13 protein-coding genes are annotated in these 18,079 nt (G+C 71.2%); 5 read left to right on the top strand and 8 right to left on the bottom strand.

The window, feature by feature from the left end; translation table 11 throughout:
- Positions 1-95 precede the first annotated feature (95 nt).
- The gene (locus STRNI_RS35215; protein WP_277412664.1) at positions 96-1,661 is read right to left on the bottom strand and encodes a phytoene desaturase family protein; all 1,566 of its coding nucleotides are present in this window, start codon (positions 1,659-1,661) and stop codon (positions 96-98) included.
- Between the two features lie 179 nt (positions 1,662-1,840).
- Here STRNI_RS35215 and STRNI_RS35210 point away from each other — a divergent pair, with 179 nt between their 5' ends.
- Positions 1,841-3,148: a glycoside hydrolase family 27 protein gene (locus STRNI_RS35210; protein ID WP_277412663.1), complete on the top strand. Its 1,308-nt coding sequence runs from the start codon at positions 1,841-1,843 to the stop codon at positions 3,146-3,148.
- A 31-nt stretch (positions 3,149-3,179) separates the two neighbouring features.
- Here STRNI_RS35210 and STRNI_RS35205 read toward each other — a convergent pair whose 3' ends face one another.
- The 7 genes from STRNI_RS35205 to STRNI_RS35175 all read right to left on the bottom strand — a co-directional run bounded on the left by STRNI_RS35205 (position 3,180) and on the right by STRNI_RS35175 (position 13,758).
- On the bottom strand, positions 3,180-5,297 hold the full coding sequence (locus tag STRNI_RS35205) for a serine/threonine-protein kinase (RefSeq protein ID WP_277412662.1): 2,118 nt from the start codon (positions 5,295-5,297) through the stop codon (positions 3,180-3,182).
- A gap of 34 nt (positions 5,298-5,331) precedes the next feature.
- Positions 5,332-6,249: an oxygenase MpaB family protein gene (locus STRNI_RS35200; protein WP_109888156.1), complete on the bottom strand. Its 918-nt coding sequence runs from the start codon at positions 6,247-6,249 to the stop codon at positions 5,332-5,334.
- Positions 6,250-6,566: 317 nt separating this feature from the next.
- Positions 6,567-8,876 carry an NACHT domain-containing protein gene (locus tag STRNI_RS35195; RefSeq protein WP_277412661.1) on the bottom strand — a complete coding sequence of 770 codons (2,310 nt, stop codon included), beginning with the start codon at positions 8,874-8,876 and terminating at the stop codon, positions 6,567-6,569.
- Between the two features lie 741 nt (positions 8,877-9,617).
- On the bottom strand, positions 9,618-10,835 hold the full coding sequence (locus tag STRNI_RS35190) for an acyl-CoA dehydrogenase family protein (RefSeq protein WP_277412660.1): 1,218 nt from the start codon (positions 10,833-10,835) through the stop codon (positions 9,618-9,620).
- Positions 10,836-11,088: 253 nt separating this feature from the next.
- Positions 11,089-11,508 carry an SH3 domain-containing protein gene (locus STRNI_RS35185; RefSeq protein WP_159490629.1) on the bottom strand — a complete coding sequence of 140 codons (420 nt, stop codon included), beginning with the start codon at positions 11,506-11,508 and terminating at the stop codon, positions 11,089-11,091.
- Positions 11,509-11,688: 180 nt separating this feature from the next.
- On the bottom strand, positions 11,689-12,453 hold the full coding sequence (locus STRNI_RS35180) for a VOC family protein (RefSeq protein ID WP_277412659.1): 765 nt from the start codon (positions 12,451-12,453) through the stop codon (positions 11,689-11,691).
- 159 nt (positions 12,454-12,612) lie between these two features.
- On the bottom strand, positions 12,613-13,758 hold the full coding sequence (locus STRNI_RS35175) for an FAD-dependent oxidoreductase (protein ID WP_277412658.1): 1,146 nt from the start codon (positions 13,756-13,758) through the stop codon (positions 12,613-12,615).
- Between the two features lie 330 nt (positions 13,759-14,088).
- Here STRNI_RS35175 and STRNI_RS35170 point away from each other — a divergent pair, with 330 nt between their 5' ends.
- The 4 genes from STRNI_RS35170 to STRNI_RS35155 all read left to right on the top strand — a co-directional run bounded on the left by STRNI_RS35170 (position 14,089) and on the right by STRNI_RS35155 (position 18,058).
- Complete coding sequence (locus tag STRNI_RS35170) at positions 14,089-15,099, top strand: FecCD family ABC transporter permease (RefSeq protein WP_277412657.1); 1,011 nt, start codon at positions 14,089-14,091, stop codon at positions 15,097-15,099.
- A 41-nt stretch (positions 15,100-15,140) separates the two neighbouring features.
- Positions 15,141-16,172, top strand: coding sequence for a FecCD family ABC transporter permease (locus STRNI_RS35165; RefSeq protein WP_037742184.1), 1,032 nt, complete (start codon positions 15,141-15,143; stop codon positions 16,170-16,172).
- Positions 16,169-16,981 (top strand): ABC transporter ATP-binding protein, encoded by an 813-nt coding sequence (locus STRNI_RS35160; RefSeq protein ID WP_277412656.1) that lies wholly within the window; start codon positions 16,169-16,171, stop codon positions 16,979-16,981. Before STRNI_RS35165 ends, STRNI_RS35160 begins: the two co-directional genes overlap by 4 nt.
- Before the next feature lie 63 nt (positions 16,982-17,044).
- A complete protein-coding gene (locus tag STRNI_RS35155; RefSeq protein WP_274734091.1) occupies positions 17,045-18,058 on the top strand; it encodes an ABC transporter substrate-binding protein in 1,014 nt (337 codons plus the stop codon).
- The last annotated feature ends 21 nt before the right edge of the window (positions 18,059-18,079 follow it).

Here is an 18,079-nt window from a genome sequence, read left to right as displayed (position 1 = left end):
ATGCCGCAGCGGGCCGTACGAGGGAAGAGATTTTCTGATGCCTCGTCAGAAACTTGCGTCGGGTCGTTCCGTCGCCCCGGAACGGCCCCCGCCCCTCACCCCTCCTCCAGCACCGCCATCGCCGCGTTGTGGCCCGGGATACCGCTCACTCCCCCGCCGCGTACCGCGCCCGCGCCGCACAGGAGGACGTTGGGATGCGTGGTCGCCACCCCCCAGCGGGCCGGGGCGGTGCCCTCGGCGGCGTCATCCGCCGGCTCCGCGTACGGAAAGGCCAGGTCGCGGTGGAAGATGTTGCCGCCGGGCAGGCCCAGTTCACGGTCCAGGTCGAGGGGGGATCTGGCCTCGATGCAGGGGCGGCCGTCGGCGTCGTGGGCCAGGCAGCCGGCGAGGGGTTCGGCGAGGTGGGTGTCCAGCTCGGCGAGGGTGGCCGCCAGGAGGCGGTCGCGGGTGGCGTCGTTGTCGGCGGTGAACAGCCGCGCGGGGGCGTGCAGCCCGAACAGGGTGAGCGTCTGGTAGCCCTGGCGGACCAGGTCGGCGCCGAGGATGGAGGGGTCGGTGAGGGAGTGGCAGTAGATCTCGGAGGGCGGGGAGACGGGCAGACCGCCGGACGCGGCCTGCTGGTAGGCGTCCGCCAGCTGGCGGTAGCCCTCGGCGATGTGGAAGGTGCCGGAGAAGGCCTCCCGCGGGTCCACGCCGGTGTCCCGTAGCCGCGGCAGCCGGGTGAGCAGCATATTGACCTTGAGCTGGGCACCCTCGGCGGGTGGCGGCGGAGCCTCGCCCAGGAGGCGGGCCAGCTCCCGCGGGGCGGCGTTGACGAGGACCCGGCGGGCGCCGACGGTGCCCTGGTCGCAGGTCACCTCCGCGCTGTGGCCGTCCGTCGCGATACCGGTCACCGCGCAGTCGGTGACGATCTCCGCCCCGGCCCGGCGGGCGGCGTCGGCCAGGGCGTCGGTGAGGGCGCCCATCCCGCCGATGGGGACGTCCCAGTCGCCGGTGCCGCCGCCGATCACGTGGTAGAGGAAGCAGCGGTTCTGGCGCAGCGACGGATCATGAGCACCGGCGAAGGTGCCGATCAGGGCGTCGGTGAGCACCACTCCGCGGACCAGGTCGTCGGTGAAGGTCTCCTCGACCAGCTCACCCAGGGGGCGTTCGAACAGCGCGTGCCAGAGGGCGTCGTCGTCGACCGTGGCGCGCAGCGCGGCGCGCGAGGGGAGCGGCCCGGTCAGGGTGGGGAAGACCCGTTCGGCCAGCCGCTGGGTGCTTCCGTAGAAGCGCTGCCAGGCGGTGAACTCACGGTCGGAGCCGGTGAGTTCGGCGAACGCGGTACGGGTCCGGGCCTCGCCGCCGCCGACGAGGAGCCCGGTGGGGCGGCCGTCGCGTACGGCGGGGGTGTAGGAGGAGACGGTGCGTTTGCGGACCGCGAACCGCAGCCCGAGATCCTGCACGATCTTCGGCGGCAGCAGGCTGACGAGGTAGGAGTAACGGGACAGCCGGGCATCGACCCCGGCGAACGCCCGGGTCGACACGGCGGCACCACCGGTGTGGTCCAGCCGCTCCAGCACCAGCACGCTGCGTCCTGCGCGTGCGAGATAGGCGGCGGCCACCAGTCCGTTGTGCCCGCCACCGACGATGACCGCGTCATACGAAGTCCGTTCCGGCATGCCCCTTGGTAGCACGCGGTGATCCCCGTCGCCAGGTGCAGGCGGCTGAAACCTTCACCCGGGTCGGTGCGGCTTCTTGACCGGGCCGGGGGCTGCTCCTAGCGTCCGGCCGTGCTCCGCCCCGGCACCGCTCCCGCCGTCCGCTCCGCAGGCCGTCCCGCCCACCCGTGAGGTGACCCGTGCCCCATCCGTCGGTACCCCGCATCGGCCGCACCTTCGCCGGACTGACCGCCGTCGCCGCCTGCTCGGCCGGGCTGCTGGCGGCCCCCGCGCCCGCCTCCGCCACCCCCGATCCGGCCCGCGCGCCCGGCGCCCCGCGCCTCGCCGGGGCGTATCCGAATCTGGCGCCGCGCCCCCCGATGGGCTGGAACAACTGGTCGTACTACATGTGCGACCTCGACGAGAAGGTCGTCCTCGACAATGCGCGGGCGCTGGTCCGCACGGGGCTGGCCCGCAAGGGCTACCGCACCGTCACCGTCGACGACTGCTGGATGAGCAGACAGCGTGACGACCGCGGCCGGCTGGTGGCGGACCGGACGAAGTTCCCGCACGGTATGGCCCACCTCGGGGAGCAGCTGCACCGGATGGGGCTGAAGTTCGGGATCTACGCGGACGTCGGCACGCTCACTTGTGAGAAGTACCCGGGCAGCCTGGGGCACTTCCAGCAGGACGCGGAGCAGTTCGCCCGCTGGAAGGTGGACTACGTCAAGGCGGACGGCTGCAATGTGCCGGTGACGCCGGGGCACGGCAAGGAGGCGGCCTACCGGGATCTGTACGGACAGCTGAGCCGTGCGCTGCGTGCCACCGGCCGTCCGATGACCTTCTCCGTGTCGGCACCGGCCTATTTCCAGTTCGACGGGGACAGCGTCTGGCACCGGGTCATGGGCTGGTCGGCCGAGGTCGGCAACCTGTGGCGGACCGGCCGGGACGTGGCCCTGGAGAAGAGCACACCTGCCGCGAAGTGGGCCTCCATCGTCTACAACTTCCGCTACAACTCCCGCCTGGCCGGCCTCCAGCGTCCCGGGCGCTGGAACGATCCGGACTTTCTGCTGGCCGGGGCGGCGGGGCTGACGCGGCATGAGACGCAGAGCCAGATGTCGCTGTGGGCGATGATGGCCGCACCGCTGATCTCCAGTACGGATGTGGGCGCGCTGTCCCCCGCGGCGCGCAAGGTGCTCGGGAACGAGCAGGTCATCGCCGTCGACCAGGATCCGCTCGGCGTCCAGGGGCGCGTCGTCGCGCAGGACGACGACTCGGCGGTGCTGTCCAAGCCGCTGAAGAACGGCGACCGGGCGGTCGCCCTGTTCAACTCGGGCGGCAGCCCGCGCACCCTGTCCGTCTCCGCCGGCGCGGCCGGTCTGGCGAAGTCCGGCTCCTACGAGCTGCACAATCTGGTCACCGGCCGCCGTACGCACAGTGAGGGGAACATCGTGGCGCGGGAGGTGCCGCCGCACAGCACCGTGCTCTACCGGGTCACTCCGCACTGACCGGTTGCCCCGGACCAGGTGCCGGCCGGCTTCACCGCCGGCGTACGGCGCGCTCCTGGTGCAGGGCCGCGACCCGGCGGTGCAGCGCGGCCGCCTCGTCCGTGCGGCCCAGTTGCTCCAGGCACTGGGCGAGGTCGCCCTGGCTGGCCAGCGCGTCGAGGTGGGCGGCGCCCAGGACCCGTTCGCGGGCGTCGGCGACCTGGCGGTAGAGGTCCAGTGCCTCGCTCCAGCGGCCGAGCCACCCGAGCGCCACGGCGGTCTCCCGGCGGCTGACCAGGGTGTCGGGGTGCTCGGGACCGAGCACCCGGGCACGGGCCGTGGCCACCTCGCGGGCCTCCACGAGCGCCTCCTGCCAGCGGTTCTGCCGCCCGAGGTTGACGACCAGACCGTGCCGGGCGCGCAGCGTCTCCGGGTCGTCGGCGCCCTGGGCGCGGGTACGGTCCGCGACCAGGTCGCGGTAGAGGGCCAGGGCCTCCGCGCTGCGGCCGAGCCGGCCGAGGCCGATGCCTACCTCGTAACGGGCGGCGAGGGTGTCCTCGTGCTCGGGTCCGAGCGTGGTGGCGCGCGCCGCCGCGACCCCCTGGTAAGTGTGCAGCGCGTCCACCCACTGACCCAACTTGCCCAGGACGTAAGCGAGTTCGCAGTAGGTGGCGAGGGTGTCGGGGTGCTGTGCGCCGAGCACCCGGGCGCGGGCCGCGGCCACCTCCTGGACCATGGCACGGCTGTCCTCCAGCCGTCCCAGCCGGCCGAGGTTGCCTGCGACATGGTGGCGGCAGCTCAGCGAGTCGGGATGGTCCGGGCCCAGGGCGCGCTCGCGGCCCGCCAGTACCTCGGCGTAGATCTGGTGCGCCTCGAAGTGCCGTCCGAGACGGCCCAGCGCATGGCCGGCTTCCAGACGGCTGGTGAGGGTGTCGGGGTGGTCCGCGCCGAGGAGCCGCTCGCGTTCCGCGGCGAGGGCGCGGTGCGCCTCGCCCGCCTCCTCCCAGCGGCCCAGCCGGCCGAGGTCCAGCGCGGCGGTGTGCCGTCCGGCGAGCTCGGCGAGGGCGGCGCGGCGGTCGTCCGGCGGTGCCGGGCTGGCGATACCGGCGGCCGGGGACGCGCCGCCGCCCCGCGGGTCGGTGCCGCCGGTCCAGGTGCCGGTGAGGACCGTGGTGCCTCCGGCGGCCGGATACCGCTGCGGCCGCCGGGTGGCGCCCGCCGGAGAGCCGAACGTCATCCCGTCGGTCCAGGGCGGCAGCTGCCAGGCGGGCACCGTCGCCTCTTCCGGACCGGCGGCCGCGGGGCCCCGGCCGGGGTGCGACCGGCGGGCATCGACCAGGCGTTTGCCCAGCTCGTCGGCGTCCCGGGGCCGGTCGTCGGGGTCCTTGGCGAGGAGTTCGAGCATGATCCGCTCGTAGGCCTCGGGCAGGTCGGGGCGGAGCGTGCGCGGCGGCTTCGGCGCCAGGTCGCGGTGCCCGACGAGCACCGCCCAGGCGTCACCCAGGTCGAACGGCGGCACACCGGTGGCGATCTCGTACAGCACACAGCCGAAGGAGTAGAGATCGCTGCGGTGGTCGATGCCGTGGGCGCCGATCTGTTCGGGCGACATGTAGTGCGGGCTGCCCATGGCGATACCGGTGCCGGTGAGGCGGGCGGTGAAGCCGATGTCATGGCCGAGCCGGGCGATGCCGAAGTCGCAGATCTTGACCGTGCCGTCGGCGGTCCGGACGATGTTCGCCGGTTTCAGATCGCGGTGCACGATGGCCTGTTCATGGGTGTAGGCCAGCGCGGCCGTGACCTGTTCGGCGATCTCGATGACGTCCGGGACGGGCAGCGGCTGGCGGCGGTTGTCGTCCAGCAGCTGGCTGAGGTTACGGCCGCTGAGCAGCTCCATGACGATGAAGAGGGTGCCGTCGTCCTCGCCGAAGTCATGGACGACGGTGATACCGCGGTGCTGGAGCGCGGCCGCGACCCGGGCCTCACGGCGGAAACGTTCGCGCAGCACCTGAAGGAACGAGGGTTCGTGCCGCGGCCCCAGCGGCTTGAGGCATTTGACCGCGACCTGCCGGCCCAGCGACTCGTCGCGGGCCCGCCACACCTCCCCCATCCCGCCGCGCCCGATGGTGTCGAGAAGCCGGTACCGCCGTTGAATCAGTCTGTTTTCCGCCACCGTGTATCGCCGCCCCCGTCCCCGTTCCCCGCGGTCAGCCGCGCAGCTCCCCCTGCGTGCCCTCCTGCCCGTCCAGTATGGCGGCGGATCGGCGGAGCTTGTAGGGCGCTGGGCGGGTGTCGGGACCGAGTCGTTCGACGGCGCGCAGGATGTGCCGGGGCGGGAGCCGCCAGCGGACCGTGGGCGGAATGGCGCGAAGGAGGCGGCCGGCGGCGCGCAGCCGGCGGGTGACGGCGGGAGGCGGGGGCGCGGGGCGCCCGTAGAGCTCGTGTGCGTACGCCGGGAGGGCGCCGTAGGCGAGCTGTGCCACCTGCCGCCAGAGCAGGGCGCGGACCGGGACGAGCACGGCCGGTGTCGGCGGCCGGCGCAGGAAGCCGTCCACCTCCCGGGCCTCGGGGGTCAGCGCCAACTCGGGCCGCACACGGGCGAAGTAGGCGGCGAGCGCGGCCCGGCTGCCGGGCACCCCGGCCGGGTCGAGGCCGACGAGCCGGGCGCTCTCGCGCTGCTCGTCGAGGTAGGCGTCGGCCTGGGCGTCTCCGACGGGGTAGCCGGAGCGGCGCAGTACGTGCAGATAGGAGTCCACCTCGGCGCAGTGCACCCACAGCAGCAGGTCCGGTGCGTCGACGCCATAGCGCTCGCCGGTGGCCGGCTCGGTGGCGGACAGCCGGCGGTGCATACTGCGGACCGCGGCGCCGGCCTGTTCGGCCGCCTCGGTGGTGCCGTAGGTAAGGGTGCCGACGAAGTTGGCGGTCCGCATCAGCCGCCCCCAGGCGTCCCGGCTGCCCTGCTTGCTCATCCGGAACGCGGCAGAGTTCTGGTGCACACCGCGCACCGCGCGGGGGTGCAGCGCCTGGAGGTACAGCGCGCGGACGCCCGCGATCCACATCATCGGATCCGCATGCATCTGCCAGGTCACGGAGCGGGGCCCGAAGAGCCCGGGGTCTGCTGCCATCACCGCACCTCCTGCTGCCGGATGTGACCAGATTTCCAGTTGGCATTCAGGCGACACTTCTGAGCTGTGATGCCAACTTCCTTCCGCGTCACAGGCCCAGATTACGGACTCTACCTGGCGCATTCGGAAGTATGGACGACGCAGATGCCGTACCCCCGGTCGTGGAGCAAGGCTCAGGTGAGCCCTCTGCCAGGGCTCCTTGGAGATGCTCCACTCTTACCAGTGGCCTGAGCTTTCATACAGCTGCGGTGGACACGTGGTCCTCGCCGTGGGGGTGTGAGGTGAAGCTGCCACGGCCGGTGCGAGCGCGGTCTCCGTCAGCCTTGAAGCTGCGCGAGTGCCTCCTGTAGTTCCATGCGCTCGAAGGGAGGCGTGGTTTCTTGCTGCGCGAGATGAGTGAGGAGTCGGTGGGCGTAGTCGGCATGCTGACTGCCCAGGCCGGCGAGACATTCGGCGGCAGCCAAGCGGCTCGGGATGGCGCAGTGCTCGTTCTCCGCGATGGAGGTGAGTGCGGCAGTAGCGGTCGCGAGGTAACGCCCGCCGAATTCGATCAGCGCTTCAGCTGCGTCGAGACGTAGCCAGGGGGCCAGTTGAGTGCTGGAGGCGATGTGTTGCAATCGCTCCGCGGTCCGGTGTCCCTCTTCGGGGGCTGCCTCGCACAGCCGGTAGATCACTGCGCTTCGCTCAGCGCTCTCCAGACCCCCCTCACAGACAAGTTCGCTGAACAGTTCGGCCCCATCACGGACGTCTTCTGCGGTGAGTTGTTCGAGCACGGTGATCAGGGCAGAGGGCTCGCAGTACTCAGCGGCGGCATCGAAGGGTAGCAACGGCTGCTCATCAGGCGACGTCTGTCCACCATTCAGGCTGTGCTCATCGAGTAGGTGCGTGGTGAAGCATGTCCTGATCTCCTCCGCCTCGGCGGGGTGACGAATGGCCAGGGCGGCCAACGCCTGCAAGCGCAGCGCATTCGGGTAGCTGGCGCTGCCTGCATAGGAACGCAGCATCTTGTGGGCTGAGGGATCCGTGAGGTGGCCCGCCATACGCCAACAGTCAGGTGGCAGGAAGGGGAGTCGCTCCAGAAAGGAAGCAACGTGCGCGGGATCCGCAGGGCTGCCCTCGGCAAGAAGGAAGCCGGCTATCTGCTGGTGTTGTTCCGAGCCCTGCTGCAGCCAGGTAAGCATGCGCGCAGATTCGAGTGGATGCCGGTGAGCGTAGTGGAGAAGAGCGGCTCGTGCTGTCTGCGCTCGCGTCTCCTTGCCCAGGACCGCTTGCTCCAGGATGCCTGTCCATTCCCGGGACGTTGGGTCGAAGTGGGCAGGCAGGCACAGGGACTGCGCCTCGGCAGCCAGGTGCTCGGCAAAGCTCACGTGCAGAAAGCGAAGGCCGTCTTCAGCGGAGAGAACGAGGCCGCTCGTGGTGAGCAGAGCGGCGACCAGTTCGGCCCACCCCGGAATGCTGGTGCGGGCACGCGGGCCCAGCTGTTCGCAAAGCCATGACAACGCGCTGTGGAGCAAATCGGGAGACGTCTCCGTGACCGTGGTCAGCGCAAGGTGACGCAGCAGATCGTCAAACCGCTCCCGCAGGAACCGTACGCAGTCCAGGGCGGCGGGGTCACGCAACGTGCTGGAAGCCGGGCAGTTCAGGTACGTGTCACGTTGCAGACTCTTGGCACTTACGAGGTAGGCGCGGTACTGCTCGTAGAGCGCATACTGATTAGCGGGAAGCATCCGGTCCGGCCATGCCTCGAACACTGCTGCGGCAACGGCCGCCAAGAGCGGATTCGCCATGAGTTCCTGCAGGCCCGCGAGTTCCGCCTGCCGGACAAACTCCTGCGCCTGTCCGGGCCCGGGCTCCTCCACACCGAACCAGCGGGAAGCGAACTCTCGCACCTGCCTGTCATCGAACGGCGCCACTGCCCATCGGCTGAAGCCCGCCCGATGGAACACGGCCCTCTCCAGGCGGTGCAGCGGGCGGCTTGCCACGACGAAGCGCGTCCGCGCTTCGTCCGCCCGAATCTGCTCCGCCAACGTGGTCAGGCGCTGCGTCAGATGGGCGCGTTCCCCAACAGCAGAGACTTCATCCAGCCCATCCACCATGATCAGCCACGTTGCGCCCTCGGGCATCAGTCCACCCACGGCCTTGGTGAAGCGACGCTCACCGTCATACCCTCGCCCATAGACCAGCCGAGACAGGGCAAGGTCAACACCATCGTGCGAGGTAGCCAGATACGACGCCGTGGTCCAAACCGGGATCAGGCTTCCGTCTCTGTCTCCCCCCTGCAGCAGTAGCTGAGACAGCCTTCCTGCCAGACGGGCCATCAGGGTCGACTTGCCCCCGCCGGGGCCGGCCTCCACCAGCAGGTGCCCGCGCTCGGGTGACGACAGGATCTCGTCGACGGGAACACCTCGGAGCACATCGGATGCCTCCCCTGTTGCGAAGCCCGCATCAAGCGTCTGCGGGACGTGCACCTCCGACAGCGGTAGCCGTGCACCTGATCCGTCGTGAATGACATACGGCCACAACTCTCCCTGGTCCCGCTGCCGCTCCAAGAGATCCTCAAGCACGACGGGCAGGCTGGTGGCAGAACATGCTCGCCGCGGGCGTTCAGGCTGTGCCTCCTCGATCAAGCTTTGAAAGTACCGTCGGCTCCGCATCGCGGGCACTGGTGCACCAGACCATGCGTGCCATAGCTGAACCAAAGCCCAGACCTTGTCGCCGCTCGCAGGACTTGGCGCTACAGCCTTGGCCGGGTCGTCGGGAATCCAGGAGCTGAGACGCTGAGCGTCCAGAAGCACGTTGAAGGGTTGAGCGCGAAGGGCTTGCGCTGTCGCGCGACGCGAATAGGGCAGGCCTTCAGCACTCCGCCCCGCGCAGGCCCGGCGTTCAAGGCTGCGTAACTCTTCCCACAGACCGCTCGCCCGCCCCGCCATCGCTCTCCCAGTCGCTACCCGCCCCGCGTCCGTGCCCGTGGCGGGCACCGACGGGCAGCTTGTGACCAGCAGGGTAAGGGGCCTGCGTCCGCTCTGCCCGTCGTTTACCCGCCTCGACGACGAGGACGTCATCGTCTCTCACATTCGACCAGTCGAGGAGATCAAAATGCGCAACCGCACACGTTCACAGACTCGCAAGCGTCTACTGCAGACCGCCCTGTTTGCGGCCGTACGTGGCGCTGCGGCAGCAGGCGGATCGATGCTCGTCGCTCTCACCGCATGGTGGTTGAGGCAGGGATGAGCTCCAGGCACACCACGACCGCACCATCGCGGGGAGAGCTGATACTGCCGTTCAGCCGGCCAACGCCATTCCCCTGCTCGCGGAACTGCCACCATCCACACGCTGTCGAACAGGCTCACTGCCCCCGTGTCGCCGGATCACCGCCGCACCCGAGGCATCCCCAGGCCGATCCACGAGATGATCTCGCGCTGGATCTCGTTGTTGCCGCCGCCGAAGGTGAAGATGACGGCGGAGCGGTAGCCGCGTTCCAGTTCGCCGTGCAGGACCGCTCCGGCTGAGCCCTCCTTGAGCGGGCCCGCGGAGCCGACGATCTCCATCAGCCAGGCGTAGGCGTCCCGGCGGGCCTCGGAGCCGTAGACCTTGACCGCGGAGGCGTCCTGCGGGGTGAGGGTGCCCTGCTGGAGGGCGTCGACCATCTGCCAGTTCAGCAGTTTCATGGCGTCCAGTCTGGTGTGGGTACGGGCCAGCCGGCCGCGTACCCAGCCCAGGTCGATGACCCGGCGGCCGTCGGCGAGCTTGGTGTCGGCGGCCCAGCGCTGGACGTTGTGCAGGGCGCGGATGGCCATGGTTCCGTGGGCGGCGAGGGTGACCCGCTCGTGGTTGAGCTGGTTGGTGATGATCCGCCAGCCCTTGTTCTCCTGGCCGACGCGACGGGAGGCCGGGACGATGATGTTCTCGTAGTAGCTGGCGGTGGTGTCGTGCGAGGCGAGGGTGTTGATCAGGGTGCAGGAGTAGCCGGGGTCGCTGGTGGGGACGAGGAGCATGGTGATGCCCTTGTGGGGCGGGGCGGCCGGGTCGGTGCGCACCGCGAGCCACACCCACTCCGCGGTGTCGCCGTTGGTCGTCCAGATCTTCTGCCCGTTGACGAGGTAGTGGCCGGTCTCCTCGTCGCCCTCCCGTACGGCGCGGGTCTTGAGGGCGGCCAGGTCGGTGCCGGCGTCGGGTTCGCTGTAGCCGATGGCGAAGTCGATCTCGCCGGAGAGGATCCTGGGCAGGAAGTAGGACTTCTGCTCGTCGGTGCCGAACTGCATGATCGTCGGGCCGACGGTGTTCAGCGCCATCAGCGGCAGCGGCACCCCCGCCTGGGCGGCCTCGTCGAAGAAGATGAACTGTTCCATCGGGGAGAGTCCGCGGCCGCCGAACTCCTTGGGCCAGCCGACGCCGAGCCAGCCGTCGGCGCCGAGCCGGCGCACGGTCTCGCGGTAGAAGCGCTTCTGGGCGGCGGGGTCGGCGAGGGGGGCGCCCCTGGTGCCCTCGGGGTCACGGCCGTAGGTGTTGTCCGGCACCAGCGCGGCGAAGTACGTGCGCAGCTCGGCGCGCAACTGCTGCTGCTCGGGGGTGTATTCGAGGTGCACGGCCCCTCCAGTTCGTCCGGTCCGGTCGTCCGGTCCGAGGACGGCCCGCGAAGCTGACGGGCCGTCGGCTGCCGGATCGAGGGGCACAGTAGAACGCGTTCCAGTAATACGGAAGGGTGTGGAGAGGTGTGGAGGGTGCGGAGGGCGGGAGGGTGTGGGCGGAGGACCGGACGGCGTGGCGGGGCGGCGGTAGACGCACGAAGGCCCGGTCCGGTGCCGCTGCGGCACCGGACCGGGCCTCCCCGGGGCTCCATCAGCCCACGGTGTGCTTCGCCGGGTGGTTCGTCTGCACCCGGGTGCGGTGGATGTCCTTGCAGTACTTGACCTGGCCGCTGTTGGTCACGTACTTCGCCGCGACCCAGGTCCCCCGCTCCGCGCGGGTCAGGTACCAGACGGAGTTGCCGCCCACGCTCTGGGTGCGCACCTTGCACACCAGGCCGACGTGCGCGCGGTGCCGGAGGTAGCCCCGTACGGAGGAGTCCGTGCTGGGGTACTGACGCTCACTCAGCCCCTTCTTGGCGGTGACCACGCCGAAGGGCTTGGCGGGGCCGGGCGTCGCCTGGGCCGGGGCGGCGGCGAGGAGCGTCGCGCCGAGGGCGACGGCCGTGGCCAGCGCACCCGTGCCGGCGACGAGCCGTTTGCCTCGGGCCGCGAGGATGTCGGTCGTGGACATAGGGGTCTCCTGTTCTTGACGCGCAGTGCCACCCACTGGCAGGAAGTGGACATTACGCGCAAACCACCATCGGAATGTGGTGAAACGACGAACAGGCCGCCGATCGTGTGACGGGGCGGGCGGGCGCGCCCGGGTCATGAGCCGTCGCCGCCCGGTGGGGCGTACCGGGGACGACCGGGGTCAGCCCTCGGTACCGACGCGGTGGATGCCGAACGAGGCTCCCTGCGGATCCCGGATCACCGCAACCTTCGGCCCGTGGGGGACCTCCGTCGGGGGCACCAGCAGCATCCCCCCGGACTCGGCGGCCCGGGCGGCCGTCTCATCGACGTCGGCGACCGCGAAGTACGGCAGCCAGTGCGCCCTGACGTCCTCCGGGTAGAACTCGTCCAGCGCGCTCAGGCCACCGAAGTCGGCGCCGTCGATGCCCCACTGCGGATAGTCCTCGTGGGTGCCCACGGTCCAGCCGAAGACCCTCGTGTAGAACGCCTTGGCGGCCTCGGCGTCCCGGGTGGCGAGCTCGACCCAGCCGAGCGAGCCCGGTGCGTTGAACAGCGCGGCGCCGGCGAACGAACGGGCCTGCCAGATCGAGAAGACGACGCCCTCCGGGTCGGCCAGGACGGCGAAGCGGCCCACGTCGAAGACGTCCATCGGCCCCATCAGCTGCCGCCCGCCCGCCTCGGTGACCGACGCGGTCAGCGCATCGGCGTCCCGGGTCGCGAACGACACGGTCCAGGCGGTCGGCTGCCCGGGGGCGTAGAGCGGGGTCAGCGCGGCGACCGGGGCGCCTCCCAGATACAGCGTGGTGTAGCCGCCCGCCTCCTCCCGCGGGTCGGTCTCGGCGCGCCAGCCGAAGACATGGCGGTAGTACACCTTGGCGGCTTCCACGTCCGAGGTGCCCAGCTCCACCCAGCAGGGCGCGCCGGGCGTGGGCTCAGTGATCTTCACGGTGTGTTCCGTCCCTCCGCGCCGGGCACTGCCGGGCGGTGCCGCATTCGCGTCCGTACCCTGCCGGTCTCCGTACGCTGCCGATCGTCCGATGGGCACGGCGGGGCCGCAACCGGAGGGCGGCGTCGGCCGGGCGGGCCGCCCCGCTCCCGTCACGGGTCACGGCCGTCGGGCGGGCAGCAGGCGCAGTGCGCCGTCCGGGACGTCGGGGGCGAAGGCCTGGGCCAGCGCGCGGGCGGCGTGCTCGGCGACCTGCGTGGCGCGGCGCAGCATGGCCGACTCGTAGGCGCGTACCGCCGCGTCCGGATCCCCGGCCTCGGCCAGGGCCCGGGCGAGTTCGCAGCCGTCGAGCATGGCGAGGCCGGCGCCCCCGCCGGCGAACGGTGTCATCAGATGCGCGGCGTCGCCGAGCAGAGTCAGGCCCGGGGTGTGGGGCCAGGGGTGCGGCACCGGCAGCGCGAACAGCGGCCGGTTGACGAATCCGCCGTCGTTGTCCCGCAGCAGCGCCAGCAGCCGGTCGTCCCACCCCGCGAACCCGTCGAGCAGTACGGCGCGGACGGCCTCGGTGTCCGTCATCGTCACCCCGGCCTCCAGCGCCCAGTCCTGGGAGCCACGGAACGCGGCATACACAAGGAGACGGCCATGACCGTGCCGCCGGGCGATCAGCCCCTTGCCGGCGGACAGCGCCAGCACGCTGCCGTCGCCGGCCAGCCGGGCGAGGTCCGGATGGCGGCTGTCGGCATCCGAGATACCGGTCTCGACGAAGGTGACACCGGAGTAGTGGGGAGTGTCGTCGGTGAGCATCGGCCGCACCCGGGACCAGGCACCGTCGGCGCCGATGACCAGGTCGAAGGTCTCGGTGTGGCCGTCGTCGAACTCGGCCTTGTGGCGGCCGTCGCCGAGCGGATGCAGGGTGCGCAGATAGCGGTCCCAGTGCACGGTCCCGGCGGTGAGGGAGGCCAGCAACAGACGGCGCAGTCCGGCCCGGTCGACCTCGGTGCGGTCGGGGCCGCCGGGGGCGGGGGCGTCCCGGAGGAGCACGGTCGCGGTGTGGTCGAGCAGTCGCACCTCCTGCCCCGCGGGGCGGGCGAGGGCGGTGAACTCCTCGTAGAGACCGGCCGCCCGCAGCGCGGTCCGACCGGTCGTCATCTGCAGTTCCAGGGTGCCGCCTTGCGGATCGACGGCGACCGAGGACTCATGGGCGAAGACGGTGACCGGTACGCCGCTGCGCTGGAGCACGCGGGCACAGGTCAGCCCCCCGGGACCGGCACCGATGATCGCGATACGCGGAGTGGTGGGGTGCATGGCGCTCCTCGGCGGGTGGAACCACAAGTCCCCCTCACCAGAGAAGCACAGTGCCCCATAACGCACAATCGATGCACTTGCGGGGTGACTCAACCCAGAAGCCCCAAAAGGGGTTGACGGGCCGTCACCGGCGACGGCGCGGGCGGAGTGAGAGGGCGGGCGAGTGGGTAGGTCGCCCCAGGTCGGGGCCCTCAGGGAGCATCGGGACGATGATCGGCCGACAAATGGGATAGTTGACCGTTTACCGAACCCTCGCTTGCAATATTAGGTATGCCTAACCTAATGTAACGACACGTGTCGACGACCAAACCACCTGCCACTGCACCCCCTGTGCCCGATCCGCGCCCCGCCGCTCACACCCTGCGGCGCATCCCGCTGTTCGTGGCCGGGCTCTGTGCACTGGCGGTCTGTGCCGCCCTGAGCCTCGCCCTCGGCGCCCGCTCCGTACCGCTTGCCACCGTGTGGGACGCGCTGACCGGTGCCGCCCACGGGCCGGACGCCTTGGTGGTGACGGGGCTTCGGGTACCACGGACCGTGGTGGCGCTCACCGTCGGCGCGGCGCTCGGGGTCGCCGGAGCGGTCGCCCAGGGCATCACCCGCAATCCGCTCGCCTCACCGACCACCCTCGGCATCAACGCGGGCGCGGGCTTCGCGGTGGTCACCGCGATCTACGCACTGCATCTGACCCGGCCCGTGCAATACCTCTGGTTCGCCTTCGCGGGCGCCGCGGCCGCCGCGCTGTTCGCCCAGGCCCTGGCCCGGCGCAGCGGCGACCTCGACCCGGTACGCCTCGCGCTGGGCGGCACCGTGCTGCAACTCGTCCTGCTGTCCTGGACGTCGACGGTCATGCTGGCCAGCAAGCGGTCGCTGGACGAGGCCCGGTTCTGGCTGGCCGGTTCGCTGGCCGAGCGCCCGCTGACGGTGCTCTACCCGGTGCTGCCGACCCTGGTGATCGGTCTGGTCCTCGCGCTGGCCCTCACCCCCGCCCTCAACGCCCTGGCCCTGGGCGACGATTCGGCGCAGGCACTGGGTGTGCCGGTGGCCCGGATCCGCACCGCCGGCGGCCTGGCCGTCGTACTGCTCGCCGCGTCCGCGGTGGCCGTGGCCGGTCCGCTCGCCTTCATCGGGCTGGCCGCACCGCACCTGGTCCGCCAGTTGCTGCGCACCTCCGACCACCGGGTGGTGGTGCCCGGCTGTCTGATCGCCGGCCCGCTGCTGCTGCTCACCGCCGACATCCTCGGACGGCTCGTCATCCGGCCGTCCGAGCTGCAGGTCGGCATCATCAGCGCGTTCCTGGGCGCGCCGCTGCTGGCGATGCTGGCCCGGAAGGTGGCCCGGTGAACGACGCACTGCGGAGCCGGCAGCCGCTCGGCTCCTCCTCCCTGCCGCCCGCCGCGGCCCCCGGACGCCGGGCCGGACGCGGCCGGACCCTGCTGCTCGCCCTCGCCGGTCTGGTGGTGCTCTGCGCGCTGGTGACGGTGTCCGTGGCCAACGGTGAGATGCCACTGCCTCCCGTCGAGGCGGCCAAGGGACTGTTCGGTGCCGGTGATGCCGGCACGGTGCTGATCGTCCAGGAGTTCCGCGCGCCGCGGATGGCCGCGGCGATCGTCGCGGGGGCGGGCCTGGCGGTGGGCGGTGCCCTGCTGCAGCGGCTGTTCCGCAATCCGCTCGCCTCCCCCGATGTGATGGGGGTGACCGGCGGTGCCTCGTTCGGCGCGGTGGCGATGCTGGCCGCCGGGGCCTCGCAGGCGATGATCCCGCTGGCCGCGCTCGGCGGCGGGCTGCTCGCCGCGGTCCTGCTGGGCGTGTTCGGCTGGCGCTCCGGAACCAGTGTGACCCGCCTGGTGCTGGTCGGTCTCGCCGTACAGGCGGGCCTGACCGCGGCGGTGAGCTTCATGATCGTCAGCTTCCCCACCGAGCTGGCCGGCTCGGCCCTGCAGTGGACCACGGGCTCGCTGTACGGGCGGACCTGGACCGAAGTGTGGTCCGCGGGCGGAGCGGTGGCCGTGGGCCTTGCCCTGGCCTTCGCGCTGCACCGCCGGCTCGCCGTCCTCGACCTGGGCGACGACTCGGCCGGCACGCTCGGTCTGAACACCCACACCGCCCGGCTGCAGGTCCTGGTCATCGCCATCGTGCTGGCCTCGCTGGCCGCCGCGCTGACCGGCCCGGTCGCCTTCGTCGCGCTGGCCGTCCCGCACATGGTGCGGTTCCTCGCCGGGCCGCCGACCGCCGGGACGCTGGCACTGTCCGCCCTCGCCGGCGCCGTACTGCTGCTCGCCTCCGATCTGGTGGCGCAGTATCTGCTGCCGGTCAGCGGCCTGCCGGTCGGAGTGGTCACCGCCACTCTGGGCGCGCCCTGGCTGCTGGTGCTGATGATCCGTCAGAGCAGTTCCGTGAACAGGAGTGCCCGATGACCGCCAACCAGCTCTCCACCCACGGACTCGATCTGCGCTACGGCGACCGGCTGATCGTCGACGGCCTCGATCTGGTGCTGCCCGGCGGCGCCGTCACCGCCGTCGTCGGCCCCAACGCCTGTGGTAAGTCGACCCTGTTGCGCGGTCTGACCCGGCTGCTGCCGCCGGCCGCCGGCACCGTCGCCCTGGACGGCGCAGACATCCACCGGATGCCGGCCCGTGCGCTGGCCCTGCGGATGGGGCTGCTGCCCCAGCAGCCGGTCACCCCCGACGCGATCACCGTCGAGGCGCTGGTACGGCTCGGCCGCTACCCGCACCAGCGGCTGCTGAGCCCCTGGTCGACGGCGGATCAGCAGGCGGTGGAGGAGGCGCTGCGGCGCACCGGCACCGTGGAGCTGCGCGACCAGCCCGTCGACCAGCTCTCCGGCGGCCAGCGGCAGCGCGCCTGGATCGCGCTCGCGCTGGCCCAGGACACCGATCTGCTGCTGCTCGACGAGCCGACCACGTTCCTGGACCTGCGGCACCAGCTCGATGTCCTCGACCTGGTCGCCGCGCTGCACTCCGAGGCGGGCCGCACCGTGGTGATGGTGCTGCACGACCTCGGGCAGGCCGCCCGTTACGCGGATCATCTCGTGGTCCTCAAGGACGGGCAGCTGGCGGCGGCCGGCGCCCCGGCGGACGTACTCGACGCGGAGCTGGTCAAGTCCGTGTTCGACGTGGACTGCCGGGTGATCCCCGACCCCGAGACCGGCACCCCGCTGGTCGTGCCCAAGGGCAGCGCGAAACGGCACACCTCCGTCACCGCCTGACCCGCCCGCTCTCCCCCACGAGCACTTCCCTTTCCGCTCTCCCCTCAAGGAAGTCGAACCCTCATGTTCACGAGATCTGCTTTCCCCGGCGGCCGCCGGCTGTCGGTTGCCCTGCTCGCCGCCACCCTGGGCGCCGGGACCCTGACCGCGTGCGGCGGCGGCGCGTCCTCGGACGGCGACGACTCGGCGAAGGGCGGCGCCGGTTTCCCGCGCACCGTCAAGAGCGTCCTCGGCGGCTCGGTGAAGATCCCGGCCAAGCCCAAGCGCGTGGTCGTCCTGGACACCGGTGAGCTGGACGACGTCACCATGCTCGGCATCAAGCCCGTCGGCGCGGTCTCCCCGCACATGAAGAACGACGGCGGCTTCCCCGCCTACCTCAAGGGCAAGATCGGCGGCGTCAAGGACGTCGGTCCGCTTCTCGAGCCGAACCTCGAGAAGATCGCGATGCTGAAGCCCGATCTGATCCTGTCCTCCAAGGTCCGGCACGAGAAGATCTACGACAAGCTCAACGCCATCGCGCCGACCGTCTTCACCGAGACCACCGGCGGCCCCTGGAAGGCCAATCTGAAGGTCCACGCCAAGGCCCTGGGCCTGGAGAAGGAGGCCGACCAGAGGCTGAAGGCGTACGAGGCCCGGGCCAAGGCACTGGGTGAGGCCATCAAGAAGAAGTACGACGGCAAGATGCCGTCGGCCTCCGTGGTCCGCTTCGTCGCCGGCCCGACCCGCCTCTACCAGAAGTCCTCCTACAGCGGCGTGGTCCTGAACGACATCGGCCTGGAGCGGCCGAAGTCGCAGAGCTCCACCGACCCGGTCAAGACGATGCTCGACGTCAGCCCCGAGCAGATCGACAAGGCCGACGCCGACATGGTGTTCGTGACCGTCGCGGACGACCCGGACAAGACCCAGCAGAAGGACGTCACGTCCAACCCGGTCTGGAAGGACCTGCGGGCCGTCAAGGACCACAAGGTCCACAACGTGTCCGACGAGACCTGGATGTCCGGCATCGGTATCCAGGCCGCCGAGCACATGCTCGCCGACGTGGCGAAGGCCACCGGCGTGGCGCTGCCGAAGAGCTGAACCGCCCGGGGGTGGGCCATC

The organism is Streptomyces nigrescens, from assembly GCF_027626975.1.
Classification (GTDB): Bacteria; Actinomycetota; Actinomycetes; order Streptomycetales; family Streptomycetaceae; genus Streptomyces; species Streptomyces nigrescens.
Note: the sequence above shows the minus strand (reverse complement) of the source record. Positions and strands in the feature narration are given on the sequence as shown.